Below are 15,046 nucleotides of genomic sequence, written 5' to 3'. Positions count from 1 at the left end.
CGCGGCTATCCGCAATCTTTATTTTGCTTAGGAACATGATACACAGCTAACGTAAACTTAAATGTCGCAAACGGTAAGCGGATTGTAATTGAGAATAAATTCCTTGAATGGTTTTGATTTACCGATTGAAATGAGGAGGGAGTCGCAATATGAGACAGCCTTGGAATGAATTTAATTCTAAAATGCCTTGGCGGATGGAGCTTGGTTGTTATGCGCTGAATAAGCTTGCCTGTGGAGGATTGGTTTTTGGTCTGTTATGGGTCTACTGCTATCTGACAGAGGAAATAACGGGATTACCTGTGAGTATAGCAGGCAATAGCGGTGAACTGACCGCGCAGTTATGGGCCTATGGCTTTGCCCTTCCGGCGGCTCTTGCCGCTGATGCACTACGTGATCTTTTACCCTGGCTTCGCAAGCCTGAGCAGTTCACGCTATATCTTGCCGTAGGGTTCAGTGTCTTTCTTCTGCTAGGATCTTTGATGTCGCCTGCTGGAACGGGCATCTCGTTGAGCAACGGCATGGCAGGTGCAGGGATTACACTGCTCTATTATGGCGGAAGGCACTGGCTGAACCGTGAATATGGAGTACAGATCATGCTGGCCTTCCTCCTGCCACTGCTGCTATGGATTATAGGGCTTCAATGATGTCGCCAGCTACCACTGAGGCGGGATGCTGGCGATGGCGCGCGGCCGTTTCTCCAGCCGCACCATGCAGATACACGCCAAAGGCTGCTGCCTGTGAAGCGTTCAAGCCTTGAGCCAACAACCCTGCGATGATGCCTGTCAGCACATCGCCCGCACCGCCTGTCGCCATCCCGGCGTGGCCTGTGGTATTGACGTAGGTCGCTCCGTCGGGACACGCAATGACCGTGCGTGCTCCCTTGAGCACCAGCGTGACTCCGCGTGTCCGGGCGTACTCCCGGGCATGGGTGATACGGTCACGCTGCACCTCCGCTGTCGATATTCCCAGCAGACGTGCCATTTCACCGGGATGCGGCGTTAACACGATTGCCGCATCTCTCGACTTCCATGCATCCAGCTCAGGCCCCGCCGAGGCGAGGATGTTCAAGGCGTCCGCATCAAGCACGAGCGGACCGCTGTATTCCTCCCATAGGCGGCGCAGCCAGCCAGTGTCCCCTGCGAAGCGGCCGAGGCCAGGCCCGACGGCCAGCACATCGCGCGCCTGCGCGAGCTGTAGCATCTCATCTGCGGAGTCGGCGTTCCATTCGCCGTCGCTGCCTGTTGCTGCGGCAGCGAGCATCAGCTCTGGTGCGGCGCCAATGACGCGTGGCAACAGCGCTTCTGGCACCGCCCACGTCACAAGCCCGCTGCCGATGCGCAAGGCGGCACGTGCGGCCAGCAGGCCCGCACCGCTCATGCGCAGGCTCCCGCCTGCGACCAGAACGTGGCCGTAGGTGCCCTTGTGCCCGTCCGGCACACGACTGCGGCTGACGTCCACGTCCAGCGCGTCGCGCAGCGTATCGCTGGTCAGGAGCCGCAGCTGCACGCCACGCTCACGGGCAAGGCCGGGCGGGATACCGATGTAGCGTACCACCACATCACCAGCGTTTCCGGCGCCCGGATATTGGGCGAGCCCACACTTCAAGTAGGCAAGGCATACGGTGACACGCGCATGAATGCACGGCTCGTGCAGCGCACCTGTGTCGGCGTCGAGGCCGCTAGGCACGTCTACCGACACGACCGGCGCGCCGCTGGCATTAGCCTCGCGAATCAGCGAGGCGTAAGGTTCGCGCGGTGGACCTTGCGTGCCTGTGCCCAGCAGGGCATCGACGATGCCAGAGGCACCGCGCAGGTCGAGGTTATCCCGACCATAGAGGATAACCGGGATACCCAGCGCCGCGATGATATCGCGCTGGGCAGCCGCTTCACCGCGTAGCTTTGCAGGCGGTTCGGCATACACAACGGTGACACGCAGACCTGCATCGGTCAGATGGCGGGCTGCCACCAGTCCGTCACCGCCGTTGTTGCCTTTACCTACGAGGATATACCAGTGTGCTCGTTCACGTACGTCATATTGCCCACCGCTCGATGAATCCGTCCGTATAACACCGCCATGTCCTGGTACATCCCCCGGTCCTGTGTGTGTGACCACATTTATGCCATCGCTTGTTTCACGTCTCTCCGCACAAAGCTTCAGTACCTCGTCAGCTATTGCTCGCCCGGCATTTTCCATCAAGATCAGGGCCGGGATTCCCAGCTTGTCAATCGTGTACCGATCCAGTTGCCGCATTTGTTCGGCGGTCACCATATACATGCTTTTTCGCCTCCCATATAGCCATCCCTGTTGATTAATATCCGACGGTAAAGCGGGAATTGACAAATTCCCCTTCTACTAACTCATCAATCAGGGCTACCGCATAATCCTCGACAGAGATGCGACTATGACCTAATTCATCAACCACCAAATGATCCAAGCCAATACGGAACTGTCCTGTACGTTTACCTGGTTCAATAATTCCGGCAGGACTGCAATAGGTCCAGTCTACATCCGCAGCACGGTACAGCTCCAGGGCATCAGCGTGCGCAGCCGCCAGCGGCTTCACTTCCTCCGGAAACTCAGCGGTATCCATGAGACGCTCACCGGATTCTGTTTTCAGACTGCCCGCTCCGCCAACGACAAGTATGCGCTCCGCGCCGGAACGCCGTGTTCCTTCCAGTAAAGAACGAGTTGCTTCGAGCAGTTCCTCCTCAGCTCCAAACTTGGGACCATAGGCGCTAATGATAGCATCGTGCCCTTTGGCTACCTCTGTAACGGAATTCGGGTTTAGAATATCCGCCTGAACCACCATCAAATATTCACTTTGCTCCGTCACTCGTTGCGGATCGCGCACTGCCGCCGTCACCTCATACTTACGCTTGATCGCTTCCTTTACTAACGCTTTGCCAATTGTTCCTGTTGCTCCAAAAATAATTACTTTCATATTAAGTTGCCTTCTTCCTATCTATAATTTTCTTACTGTTAATTATCCGTTTTATAACCAGCTCAAACTCGTACAGGATTTCAGCTTACAGTCCCCCCGGCTGGCGCCAGTACATCCCTTCCGACCCCGGACTGACCAATTGGAAGCCGAACTGCGCATATAACCGGTCGGCTGGCTTATCCGCAATCAGCGTTGCAAAGCTGCCCACCGGAACCTCCCGTCTCAAATACTCCATAATCTCTTCCATAAGCTTACGCCCATAGCCCTTCCCCTGATGGGAAGGCTTGACTGCAATATCCGTAACCAGAAAAAACACACCGCCATCACCGCTCACCCGGCCCATCCCGATCAATTCCTGTCCAAGACGTAGCGTTACAGTAAATAGGCTGTTCGGCAGGCCCTTAGCTGCCGCTTCTTCCGTAATTTGCGATAAACCAGCCTCCTTGCGTAAAGCCCGATATTCCTCGACGGCTGGAATGGCGTAATCTACGCGAAGCAGCTCGTACGGTTGATTCGATGTCTCATGATGTTCTGTTGCAAATTCAATTTTTTTATTCATGCCGAATCTCCCTTCCTGCTGTAATCTTGTCTATTTTACCAAAAAATACTTCATAGTTCTTAGTTTAGAGATATACAAGCCCTTGAAATGCCTGTGTGGTCTGTGCAATAGTGTAGAAAGAACAATGGAAGGAGGGATTGCGGGTGTCCCCGACGGACTTCGCGGCATTAGCCGCATATATCTCACCCGGTCTGATCGCCTTCCTGCTGGCGTTGTCCTTGCTGGTATGGCTGTATGTTCACAGTGCAGCCCAGCTTCGCAATTCGCGTCAGCAGCGGCTCGAAGAATTACAGGAATCACTGCGTATCTATGGCCGGTTAGCTGGTTATCTCCAAACGGCTACCCAGAACGCGATCAACAACAGCGAAAAGCAGCAGCACCAGAATGGACTAATTCATGCTCTTCAGGAGGCTAAGGCCGCCCCCTATTTGACCCCTCACCTTCAAGAGCAGGTTCAAGCATCCCTTCGGGAATGTGATCCATTCCGCCGGGAATTGCTTCTCAAATCACTGGAGCGTGAAATGAACAAACTGATCGAGGAACGACGACTTGTTCTACTGGAATCCCATGCTCCAAGCTGGGGAACAGCATTATGGAAACTATTGCGCCCAGCGGCCGGTCCGCTGGCGCTGGCGGGAATGGTCTGGTTAATCTCAAGATTGGTTATAGAACTGATAACCTACAGTCATGTCGATGTTAGTCTACCCGACACCACACAATCTGCCTCATGGCTTATAGGGTATGCATGGATAAGGTTCGTTTCTGGCTTAATCGCCTTGCTGTATGTCTATCGTCTGATGACCCTGCGTAAACAAAATGATCTGGACGTGACGGCATCCCATTTCCCAACAAGCCTGTTGTGTATGGTCATCGCCGTTGTCGCCCTGTTTCAGTGGCTCGGGCCAGAAGCATCTCCCTACATACTGGCTGCACAGCTTGTGCTGTTCTTGATTGGCTTCCGACTTACCCGAGGTCGCTCGCGAAGTGATCGTCCTTATGTAGGTCATCCCGGCTTGATGAAGGCCGATGGTTCGCAGCACCAGGAATTACACACAACTGATAAAGATACAACCGCTGATTCTTCTGTGGCTGATGAACATATGCGGTCCTAAACACCCGTTGCGCCTGAAATAGATCCCGTATACATCCCGCAAATCACATACCATCACAGGACATCCCAACACACAAAGAAAGAGTTCATGGGGTGTCCTGTTTTTTGAACAATTTTTGGCTTTTTGCCGGGTTAGGCTTGTGCCAGCGATCAAGGAAAGGGTATATTGTTTATATAAATGTAAATCATATCGTTTTATATGTATGAATATTGAAAAAAATCCATATATGTTAAACTACCATCAATTTATGATGTGCGTTAGAATTGGAGGAATTATGCAACTGGACATTTCTGAAAAATCACTTCCCGTTTATGAAGCGCTGGCCAGTGAGGTTCGGCTGAATATGATTGTTCTGCTTGCGGAGAAACCGATGAATATACGTGAGCTAGCGGAAGCGCTGGGACTCAGTAGTGCGATTATGACAATGCATGTCAAGAAACTGGAAAGAGCATCCATTATTTCGACTAAAATGCTGCCCGGACGAGGCGGGGTTCAGAAAGTATGCTCATTGGCTACGGACAAAATTGAAATCGCCATGCCACGCTATCAGCAGGATGTACGGCAATTTCATCAGACGGAGATTTCCGTCGGACACTTTACAGATTTTGAGATTCAGTCCACCTGCGGTCTAGCCACCGTCGAAAAGATTATCGGAGAATTTGATGAGCCTCGTTCGTTCTTGGACCCTGAGCGCTTCAATTCCAAAATTCTGTGGTTTAGCCAAGGGTATATGGATTATAAAGTGCCGAATTTCCTATTGTCCAGTCAAAAAGCTGAGGAACTGGAAATTTCAATGGAATTATCATCAGAAGCCCCATTTACCAATGATAATTGGCCTTCAGACATCACATTTTTCCTAAATGATGTGAATTTGGGCACTTGGACCAGTCCAGGGGATTTTGGGGATAATCGTGGTAAATATACACCTTCATGGTGGCCTGATTTTATCAATCAGTATGGCCTACTTAAGAGACTTCGCGTTACGTCTGAAGGCACCTTTATGGATGGCAAGCAGATATCCGATGTGACTCTAAGCGACGTGCTGATTGACCAGAAACAATGGAAATTCCGTATCGCTATTTTGGATGATGCCCAGCATATTGGAGGGGTAACCCTGTTCGGTACTGGATTCGGTAACTATAACCAGGATATCCTGTTCCGTTTGTACTACAAACCTGCGGAAAACCATACCAAAACAGCAACGGTAGAAGCTGGCGAGAGCAGCAAGTAATCATTAGACTCCTTCAAAACCTGAACACGGCGTTTTGCCCATGCCTTTCTTGGGAGACAAAGCGCCGTGTTTTACTTTATCCTCTTTTACTGGTCCTTCGACCCTTTTTTGCCATGCGCTGTGTAATTAACGTACAGGTTCAATACATACCGGTGAAGGAACCTCCAATACATATCCCGTTCGGGTCAGCCGTCCATCATCCTCATGGATAGCAAAGGATACAATGTTGTTTCCCTCCTGATTCGCCACTAGCAAATAACCAGACAAGATGTTGAAGTTACGCGGCGTACTGCCGAAACTCTCGACCCATTCAATCGTCTTCAGCTTCCCGCTGTCTAGATCGACATGGTAGAGTACGATGCTGTCATGTCCTCGATTGGATACATACAGAAAACGTCCACAGGGAGTAATCCGAATATCCGCTGCTGTATTTTCTACATCGATAATGCCTTCTGGCAGTGTGGACAGACTTTGCAGCAAGGTAAGCTTACCATTACGTTCGTTATAACCAAACACAGCGACGGTATTATTCAATTCATTGGCGACAAAGGCATATCGACCCGAGGGATGAAAAACCAGATGACGTGGGCCGGAACCAGGTGGCAAATCTGTCTCACGGTGGGTTACCAATTTCCCATCCTCTGTCAAACGATAACCTATAATCTGATCCAGCCCCAGATCACATACCATAGCATACTGTCCTGAAGGATCAGGAATAATCGAGTGTGGATGTGGCGCATCCTGACGGTCCTGGCGAATCCCTGACCCCGTATGCTGAACCTGCCCCGACATGTCTCCCAGTCCTCCTGCTTCTGTCGCAGGGAATACAACGGCATTGCCCCCAGAATAGTTAGAAGCCAGCACATAGCGTCCATCTGTTGTTACGGATACATAGCAAGTATGTGCTCCCTCCGTTCCTTTTCGATCCAAAGGATGCAATTCCCCCGTCTGGTTGTTCACCTGATATGTGTACAGTTCGCCTTGGTCTGTTTCACTGGCAGCATACAACTTCGCCCCATTCGGATGCAGTGCCAGAAAAGAAGGTCTCTCGATTCCTTCCACACCTCCAACCATACGCAAATCACCTTTGTCCATATGCAAAGCGCCTATATAAATTCCTCTTTCTTCACGAGACGCATAAGTTCCTATATAAAACAACTGCTCATTCCGCTCTTCCATCCGATCTCAGCTCCTTTTAGCGTATTACTTACATGTTATCCGACTTTTAAGTTCTACTTTTTATCTGGTTATAAACTTATCATGCATTATTACCCAAGATTCTGCCGTTTCATTAACAAGTGGCTATGTATGCAAAAAAATAGCCTCTTCCGCTGCAACCTGTGGTTCATAAGAACGTCACAGTTCACACCAAAAGAGACTATGTTTACAGAGAAAATAACGTTAAACCGCTGTGGATTGCGTATCTCTACTTTTCCATTTTACAGCCAGCCCCAAACTAAGCATGAGAATGACCGCCCCAAAAATGTACGGCAAATTGATATGCACCTCAAACAATGTACCCGCAAGCGCAGGTCCCAGAATATTACCAATACTCATATAAGCATTGTTCATCCCGGCTGCAACTCCCTGCTCATCTCCTGCCATTTTGGATAAGGCCGTATTAATGGCTGGTCGCAGCAACGATGTAGCGGTAAAGAAGATAAGTGATACTCCGAGTACATAATAAAAGTTCCCTGAGAGCAGCATAAGCACAAGGGAAATCGCGGAAAACAGAAAAGAACCGATAATCACACCTTTTTCACCAAAACGGTTCAACATCGGACTAATGACCGCAGCTTGAATCACGGTCCCGACCAATGCACCTACCGTAATAATGATAGCAATATCACGTTCATTGTAATGAAACTTGCCTGTTACAAAGAACGGAAACATCGTTTCAAAATGCGTCAGGCCAAAAGTTAACGTGAATATCATAATCAGCAACATAAAGTACGGCTTGCGGAAAGACAGCGCAAACTGTTTAATCACATTGTCTCTTTTCACCTTAACATTTCGAAACTTCAACTGCTTCTCCAACGACAGGGTTTCGGGCAGTAAAATCAATGAAATCAGTGCCGCTAAACCGGATACCGCCGCCGAAACGTATAAGGGTGTACGAAGCGAGATATCTGCCAGCAAACCGCCTACACCAGGACCGATCACAAAACCAAGCGACATAGCGGCCCCCAACAGCCCCATTCCTCTGCCTCGGTTATGGACTGTTGTGATGTCGGCAATATAAGCCATCATTGGAGGAATCATAAATGCCGCTCCTGCGCCTCCGAGCAAACGGGAAATATACAGCATCGTCAACGAGTTGCCAATCGCAAACAATACAGAAGATACCGTCATGATGACCAAACCGATAATAATCATTTTTTTACGTCCGTATTTATCGGACCATTCCCCAGCTAACGGCGAAAACATAAACTGGGTCAAGCCAAACACGGCAACCAGATAGCCTCCCGTTTCACCACTGCCTCCCAAGGAACCCATGAACTTGGGGAGGATCGGAATAATGAGTCCAATCCCCAGCATGGCAATAAACATATTAATCATCAAAATGACGAGCGGCCCCATTTTCAACTGTTGTGAATCCGACATGTTGCGTTTTGTCCTCCTCAGGTTCTTTATTTCGTATACGAATTTCTTATTTTGCAACTATTTCCGCAAAACTCTTCATTATATTAATAGAGCGGGAGGCAAATAACAATCATAAAATACTTCCGATAACCCTGAATGTTACCTTTGACAAGGTAGCAAAAAGGAACAACCACTAAATCATGAGGTTGTCCCTCTTATAACGTTTCACCATCCTTTATTTTTGTACAATAGCGATCGCAATATCATAATCAAATTTCTGAATTTCTGCGGATGGAATATCAAAAGGGTTCACCGGCTTCAGTCGATTGGACTCGATCCAATATACCCCCTCTGTCGTATTACGCTCATAGCCATTACGATCCAACCAAGCAAATAGGTCATCATAGATCGTATTTAATCGTTCCCGATCTCCCTGAAAACGGGTCACCGCATACTCTCCTTCAGGCACCTCAATGCGTTCAAGACTATCCGGCACTTCATTCCACGAGAACACTTTAACGCCCACCTTGACTGCCGTACTTCCATTCTCTTCAACAACTGTCCATTGGGGAGTTAACACATAGCCTATATCTGCGTCCAAACGACCTGAGTGGTTCTCTGGGACGTTCTGTTGCACTTGTCGCCACTGTCTGCGTACCTCATCACCCAATTCGGCAAAAGGGGCTTGCGCAGTCAGCGCTGCTATCTTGAAAGCCGCTATCCGTTGAATAACTACATCCAGATTTGAACTCATACGGTTTCCTCCTCATCAAGTGGATACTACCAAACTTCCTATATCCTTATGGTGAATCTTCGAATAGCTCCTGCAACAACTTTTCCTTGTTATTCAGAAATTGTTTGGTGATGATGTAATGATCGGTTTCCTCTAGCGTCCGTGTGTCGATCCCTTCATGTGTCAGATGATACAGGACCGAATCTGGATAAGACATCAAGATGGGGGAATGTGTAGAAATGATAAACTGCGATCCCTGCTGCACAAGCTCATGAATCCGTGCAAGCATGGCCATCTGGCGTAAGGGCGAGAGTGCTGCCTCTGGCTCATCCAAAATATACAATCCTTGTCCTCCAAACCGATGCACAAATGCAGCAAAAAAAGACTCGCCATGCGACTGCTCATGTAGCGACTTCCCCCCATACGAATCTCGAATGGGTCGCCCTCCTCCTTCTCGATCCAGCTCGTCGATATGAGTCGCCACATTATAGTAGCTCTCCGCCCGGAAAAAGAAGCCGTCTCTCGGCTTTTCGATCCCTCTCACCAACCGAATATGCTCATGCAGCGCGGAATGCGTGGCTTGTGTAGAAAAGTTAAAATTTTTAGTGCCACCCTCTGGATTAAATCCCCACGCGACTGCGATTGCCTCCATAAGCGTCGATTTACCTACACCGTTTTCTCCAACAATATAGGTAACGGAAGGATGGAATTTGAGTTCATTCCACTGTTGAAGAGCCTTTAAGTTAAAAGGGTATTGGCTCCTGTCAGCATCTGGAGGCCATAATAGCTCCAATCGACGTATAAAAAGATTACGATCCCATATACTCATATCCAGTCAGCTCCAATGCCAAGCAATTTACTAGGTATTCCATCATTATATTGGAATTATTTACAGCAATCAATCTGAACTCCCATTTCGTAACCCTTCTGTTGTTATTCAAGCTATTATTACAGGTATAATATAACGAAGCCTTTTATTTGGGCAGAAAATTTTTCGCGCATTATCAGTCTCAATCTTATCCTTTTTCAAGCAGGTGAATCTATGAAGTCAAATCACAAACCGATCCAATCCTTTAAAATCGTACAGTACATCATGACCATCTATAGGCAGCGATTAACGCGTATTTTGCTACCGCTGGCTGTACTGGCTTTTATTATATGGGAGGCTGGACGAGAGCTAAAAGACTTTAATCTGGCACGGATGCTTCATGAGCTGCGGCGAATGGATGCTGCATTTCTCATCGAAATTGGCTTATTCTCCCTGGCAGCCGTGGCAGCTATGAGTGCTTACGATTATGTAATCAGGCATCATTATAAGCTTCAGGTTAAGCCTGGAACGACATTCCGGTACGCCTGGATCTCCAATACCTTCAATAATGTCTTCGGCTTCGCCGGCTTTACAGGAGCTGGACTGCGCACTGTGCTGTATAAAAAGAGCGGTGTGCCATTGGGTGTTATCACCTCGGCGGTCGTATTTCTTTCACCTGTCGTTATTACCGGACTATCTTTGCTGGCTTGGGGTGCTATTGTCCATCTGTATCCAGTGCAGCCTGTGCTGGATGCTCACCCATGGCTTCATTGGGCACTGTGGGGTATGGCACTATACCTGCCTCTATTTCTGATCATGCAGCGCTCCAAAAAGTATGCCACCTGGTTCAACAAGGGAGAAGGACAGCTCTCCTGGTTCACCATCTCTGCCTCCATTGGCGCCTCTCTACTGGAATGGCTTCTGGCTGGTCTTACCTTTGCATGGATTGGCTCGCACTTGCTCCATGAGCTGCCGCTCCATGCTGTGTTCGGTATCTATGTGATAGCCGCAATTGCAGGGTTAATCAGTCTTGCACCCGGAGGCGTCGGCGCATTCGATATTATCGCCCTGCTTGGGCTGCAAATGGCAGGAGCCAACTCGGACCGGGCGCTGGCTGTGCTGCTGGTCTTTCGCGTCTTTTATTTCATCATTCCGTGGCTCATCGGCCTGGTATTAGCCGCGCTGGAAATGATCCCGCGTAACGAGCGCCTGAGCCAGCTCGCTGAGACAGGCTGGGATTACTCCCTGAATGCCTGGCAGAAGGTATGGGGCTGGCCTGGTCAATTTCGGTTTTTAGCCGATCTGGGGGTGTGGGCGCTTGGCAAGCTGGTACTCATCTCCGGCGTGGTGCTTCTGTTATCGGCCGCCACGCCTGGTCTACTGTATCGGCTCCGTTTCGCTGAACATTTGCTCACTCTACCAGTTATGCGCTTATCGCATGAAATCTCGGTTATCATCGGAATTATGCTTGTCGTTTTGTCCCACGGAATTTCTCTGCGTATTCGCAGAGCATTGCGGCTAACATTGATACTGCTGCTGACAGGAGCCATTTTCACCTTCACGAAAGGTCTGGATTTTGAAGAAGCCTTATTTTTGCTGTTCGTGGCATTAATGCTGTGGATTTCGCGTTCACGGTTTTATCGGGTCAGTGCGCCGCTGAATCGGCACAACATTTTAATATGGGGCGGATTATCTCTACTCGTAACTGGTGCTTATTTTATAATCGGGGCAGGCTCCAATACTCCATTTATGCGTCATTTGCATGCCAAGGTCCACCTGGACTTTTTTATGAACCGCAGCGATTACGGAGTTACAGCCGTATTTAGTTTGATTTTGGCATGGGTATTCTTGACGGTATATTTCTTTCTTCGTCCTCAACGTAGCATCAGCAATCTACCCGACGCACAGGAACTGGTTAAGCTAAAAGAATTTTTGGAACGACAGGGTGGTAATCTCGTTTCTCATATGCTTTTTCTCGGCGATAAATATCTGTATTGGACCAAGGACGAACAGGTAGTTCTCCCCTATGCTCGCAGTCGGGACAAACTGATTGTATTAGGTGACCCCCTCGGTCCAAAAGAACGTGTGAGTGAAGCCATTCAGGAATTCCAACGGTTCGCGGATCGCTATGCTTTGACGGCTGTATTTTATCAAGCATCCCCGGAATATTTGTCCATCTATCACGAGAACGGCTATCGCTTTTTTAAATTGGGCGAGGAAGCGCTCGTGCCGCTGGAGTCCTTTACACTAACGGGCAAAAGCAATCAGGCACTGCGAAGCGCCAAAAATCGCTTTGACCGCGAAGGCTATTCATTCGAAATGATCCAGCCTCCTCTAGAGGCGTCATTGATTGAGGAGATGCGTCATATTTCGGATATTTGGCTGGACGGGCGCAAGGAGAAGGGATATTCACTCGGCTGGTTCAAGGAATCTTACCTTCAGTTGGCTCCAATTGCATTGCTGAAAGACTCTGAAGGGAAGGTTATTGCTTTCGCCACGATGGCCCCTGCCTATGATCATGGGCAGACGGTCTCTATCGATCTGATGCGTCACCTGCCTGACACACCCAATGGAACGATGGATTACTTATTCACACGGGTCATTGAGTGGGCCAAGGAGAGTGGATATACGACATTTAATCTGGGCATGGCACCGCTGTCCCAGGTAGGACAAAGCGAAAAGGCACTGCGCGAGGAAAAGCTGGCTCGACTTGTTTTTCAATACGGGGGACATTTTTACGGCTTCCAGGGGCTCCGACGCTTCAAGGATAAGTTCAAGCCGCAGTGGGAGCCGCGCTATCTAGCCTATCCAGCTTCTGTTTTTCTACCGATCCTGACGCTGGAACTGGTGTATCTCGTGTCCAAACGCTCAGACTAAACGAGGTACGAAATAAAAGGATTTTGACAGTTCAAAACGACGTAAAAAAGAGTGTTCCTCGCCACAATGGTTGCAGGAACACCCTTTTATATTCACTATTCGTCTTAGAAGCTGCCTTTTACAACAACGTCAGACAGTGGGAAACGTCCTGATGGACGTGCTGGTACTTGTGCTTTACCTACACTAATAAGCATGGTTGGCAGGTAACGTGCCGGAATATTGAATTGCTCGATCAATTGTGCTGGAATAAATCCACCCATTGCGCAAGTATCGTAGCCCAAAGATTTAGCAGCCAGCATAATGTTTTGTGCTGCAAGAGCAGAGTTCAGAATCGCTGCATCGCGAGCTACCTGCGGGTTTTGGTACGCGCCATTGATTTGTCCTACCAATGCGTCACGGATTTCCGCTGGCAATGCGCCTGCTTCTACCGCTTGATCATAAATGACAGCATTACGGTTCGCTTCCAGATCACCCAGTACGGCAATCGTAACAGAGCTCTCTGCTACTTGACCTTGGTTGTAGGCTATAGGCAACAATTTTTGTTTGTCTGCTTCGCTTTCGATAACGAGGAATTTCCAATGTTGAAGGTTCCATGCGGAAGGAGCTTCTACCGCGGCAGTCAAGATTGCTTCCAGATCTTCCTCTGGCATTTTAAAATCCTTTACATAGCTTTTTACCGCGTGTCTTTCACTAATAACAGATAAGGTTTCATTTTTCCGGCTGCTCGACATTCTGGGCACACTCCTAATTTCTTAATATATATCTTGAATCTTCATTAACTTCCCAAACTACTGCAATTATAAAAATGATAGTGAATGATGTCAATATGTTTAAGTATGACCCCGCACTCAAAATACAGTACAATACGGATAAAGACATGCATATCGGCAAATGCCTGCCGATGGGACAAGACACGATGAGTTCATACTGTTCTCATTTGAATTTAAAAAGGAGCGTTACTATGATCGGATCGTTTAAAAAAACGGATATTGCTTTATTTGCCGCCTGGGTAGTAGCTTGTGTGGCGACATTGGGCAGTCTGTATCTCAGCGAGATCTTGGGATATGAACCTTGTAAACTGTGCTGGTTTCAGCGTATTCTGATGTATCCCCTGACCCTTCTACTCGGAATCGCATATTTTCGAGGTGACACAAAAATACGGATTTACGTTATGCCGTTAGCTATCATTGGAGGTGCGATTTCGGCCTATCATTTTATCATTCAGCGTATCCATGCAGCCGCCAAAGCAGCCACGCAAACTTCGACGGCTTGCGGTAGAGTATCCTGCGAACAGGATTATCTGAACTGGCTGGATTTCATCACCATTCCTTTGCTTGCACTCATTGCTTTTATCCTTATTATTGTAGCGATGGGTTATATCATACGTCAGGAGAAAAAATCAGCTACGGGAGAGGTACAAGCAACAGAACTCGCATAAGATGAAAGAGACCCGATTATAGGGCCGGTTACCACCAAGAGGCGTATAATCCGCTTGCCGGAGGAAAGACTGTAACTAAATATATCCATTGCATATGTGCTATAATGTAAAAGGTTTGCAGTCTGTCCAATAACGCTTATATTCCTTATAGAGGGGGCCAGTCCATGTTTCATATCAGCACCCCATTGCTGCAATATGGCGCAACTTTCGGTATGATCTTAATCGCTATATCGGCTATTTTCATCCGTATGAAGACAGGTCATCGCCCGATTAATGCCAAAAAAATCATCATTCCTCCGCTCGGCATGAGCACCGGTTTTATGATGTTTGTGGTACCGGAAGTACGGGTTCCCTGGCTTTGGGCGCTGGGCGCTTTTCTGGTCGGCTGGTTTATTTTTTCCTACCCGTTGATCCGCAGCACTAAATTTGAGTTGCAAGAAGGGCTGGTTTTCGTGCAACGCTCACGCACCTTCTTTTTTATCCTGATCAGCCTACTGATCGTCCGATTGCTGCTGCATGAATTTATTCAGCATTACATTACCATTCCGCAAACAGCAGGGCTATTTTTCATCCTAGCCTTCGGGACCTTGTTACACTGGCGGCTTCGTATGTATTTTCAATATCGTCAGTTCGTTCCGGACGAGACGGAAGTCCGCATCTGACCAACGGATATTTAACGTGCACACTCGCATGTTGCTGTATAGACCAAAAAGACACGTTCTCCCCACAGGAACCGTGTCTTTTTGGTCTTTTTAGTCTATCGA

The 15,046-nt window shown here is 48.6% G+C and carries 14 protein-coding genes; 6 read left to right on the top strand and 8 right to left on the bottom strand.

Annotated elements, in window-relative coordinates:
• Window positions 1-149: 149 nt before the first annotated feature.
• On the top strand, window positions 150-644 hold the full coding sequence (locus MKX36_RS02445; protein ID WP_045245087.1) for a hypothetical protein: 495 nt from the start codon (window positions 150-152) through the stop codon (window positions 642-644).
• Here MKX36_RS02445 and MKX36_RS02440 read toward each other — a convergent pair.
• From MKX36_RS02440 to MKX36_RS02430, 3 genes are all read right to left on the bottom strand, one after another.
• Window positions 628-2,274 carry an NAD(P)H-hydrate dehydratase gene (locus MKX36_RS02440; RefSeq protein ID WP_340864149.1) on the bottom strand — a complete coding sequence of 549 codons (1,647 nt, stop codon included), beginning with the start codon at window positions 2,272-2,274 and terminating at the stop codon, window positions 628-630. The genes MKX36_RS02445 and MKX36_RS02440 overlap by 17 nt on opposite strands.
• 34 nt (window positions 2,275-2,308) lie before the next feature.
• A complete protein-coding gene (locus tag MKX36_RS02435; RefSeq protein ID WP_340864148.1) occupies window positions 2,309-2,941 on the bottom strand; it encodes an NAD(P)-dependent oxidoreductase in 633 nt (210 codons plus the stop codon).
• A gap of 85 nt (window positions 2,942-3,026) precedes the next feature.
• Entirely contained in the window at window positions 3,027-3,500 is a 474-nt protein-coding gene (locus tag MKX36_RS02430; protein WP_330721778.1) for a GNAT family N-acetyltransferase, read from the bottom strand.
• Between the two features lie 143 nt (window positions 3,501-3,643).
• Here MKX36_RS02430 and MKX36_RS02425 point away from each other — a divergent pair, with 143 nt between their 5' ends.
• Together MKX36_RS02425 and MKX36_RS02420 are read left to right on the top strand one after the other, a co-directional pair.
• Entirely contained in the window at window positions 3,644-4,612 is a 969-nt protein-coding gene (locus MKX36_RS02425) for a hypothetical protein (protein ID WP_340864147.1), read from the top strand.
• Window positions 4,613-4,886: 274 nt separating this feature from the next.
• The gene (locus MKX36_RS02420; RefSeq protein WP_016819441.1) at window positions 4,887-5,843 is read left to right on the top strand and encodes an ArsR/SmtB family transcription factor; all 957 of its coding nucleotides are present in this window, start codon (window positions 4,887-4,889) and stop codon (window positions 5,841-5,843) included.
• 126 nt (window positions 5,844-5,969) lie between these two features.
• Here MKX36_RS02420 and MKX36_RS02415 read toward each other — a convergent pair whose 3' ends face one another.
• The 4 genes from MKX36_RS02415 to MKX36_RS02400 all read right to left on the bottom strand — a co-directional run bounded on the left by MKX36_RS02415 (window position 5,970) and on the right by MKX36_RS02400 (window position 9,988).
• Entirely contained in the window at window positions 5,970-7,022 is a 1,053-nt protein-coding gene (locus MKX36_RS02415) for a lactonase family protein (protein WP_340864146.1), read from the bottom strand.
• A gap of 222 nt (window positions 7,023-7,244) precedes the next feature.
• A complete protein-coding gene (locus MKX36_RS02410) occupies window positions 7,245-8,447 on the bottom strand; it encodes an MFS transporter (RefSeq protein WP_016819439.1) in 1,203 nt (400 codons plus the stop codon).
• A 214-nt stretch (window positions 8,448-8,661) separates the two neighbouring features.
• The gene (locus tag MKX36_RS02405; RefSeq protein WP_340864144.1) at window positions 8,662-9,180 is read right to left on the bottom strand and encodes a GyrI-like domain-containing protein; all 519 of its coding nucleotides are present in this window, start codon (window positions 9,178-9,180) and stop codon (window positions 8,662-8,664) included.
• A 46-nt stretch (window positions 9,181-9,226) separates the two neighbouring features.
• A complete protein-coding gene (locus MKX36_RS02400; protein WP_017428075.1) occupies window positions 9,227-9,988 on the bottom strand; it encodes an AAA family ATPase in 762 nt (253 codons plus the stop codon).
• A 213-nt stretch (window positions 9,989-10,201) separates the two neighbouring features.
• Here MKX36_RS02400 and mprF point away from each other — a divergent pair, with 213 nt between their 5' ends.
• A complete protein-coding gene (mprF, locus tag MKX36_RS02395; protein WP_107734762.1) occupies window positions 10,202-12,844 on the top strand; it encodes a bifunctional lysylphosphatidylglycerol flippase/synthetase MprF in 2,643 nt (880 codons plus the stop codon).
• A gap of 104 nt (window positions 12,845-12,948) precedes the next feature.
• Here the strand turns inward: mprF and MKX36_RS02390 are convergent, their stop codons facing one another.
• Entirely contained in the window at window positions 12,949-13,575 is a 627-nt protein-coding gene (locus MKX36_RS02390) for a nitroreductase family protein (RefSeq protein WP_013369121.1), read from the bottom strand.
• 230 nt (window positions 13,576-13,805) lie between these two features.
• Between MKX36_RS02390 and MKX36_RS02385 the strand changes: the two genes are divergently transcribed.
• The gene (locus MKX36_RS02385; RefSeq protein WP_016819435.1) at window positions 13,806-14,282 is read left to right on the top strand and encodes a disulfide oxidoreductase; all 477 of its coding nucleotides are present in this window, start codon (window positions 13,806-13,808) and stop codon (window positions 14,280-14,282) included.
• Between the two features lie 164 nt (window positions 14,283-14,446).
• Window positions 14,447-14,944, top strand: coding sequence for a CcdC family protein (locus tag MKX36_RS02380; protein WP_016819434.1), 498 nt, complete (start codon window positions 14,447-14,449; stop codon window positions 14,942-14,944).
• The last annotated feature ends 102 nt before the right edge of the window (window positions 14,945-15,046 follow it).

Origin of the sequence: Paenibacillus sp. FSL W8-0439 (genome assembly GCF_038008995.1) — a bacterium.
Lineage (GTDB): Bacteria > Bacillota > Bacilli > Paenibacillales > Paenibacillaceae > Paenibacillus > Paenibacillus polymyxa.
The sequence above is the reverse complement of the archived record's forward strand: the minus strand, read 5'-3'. Positions and strand labels throughout refer to the sequence as shown.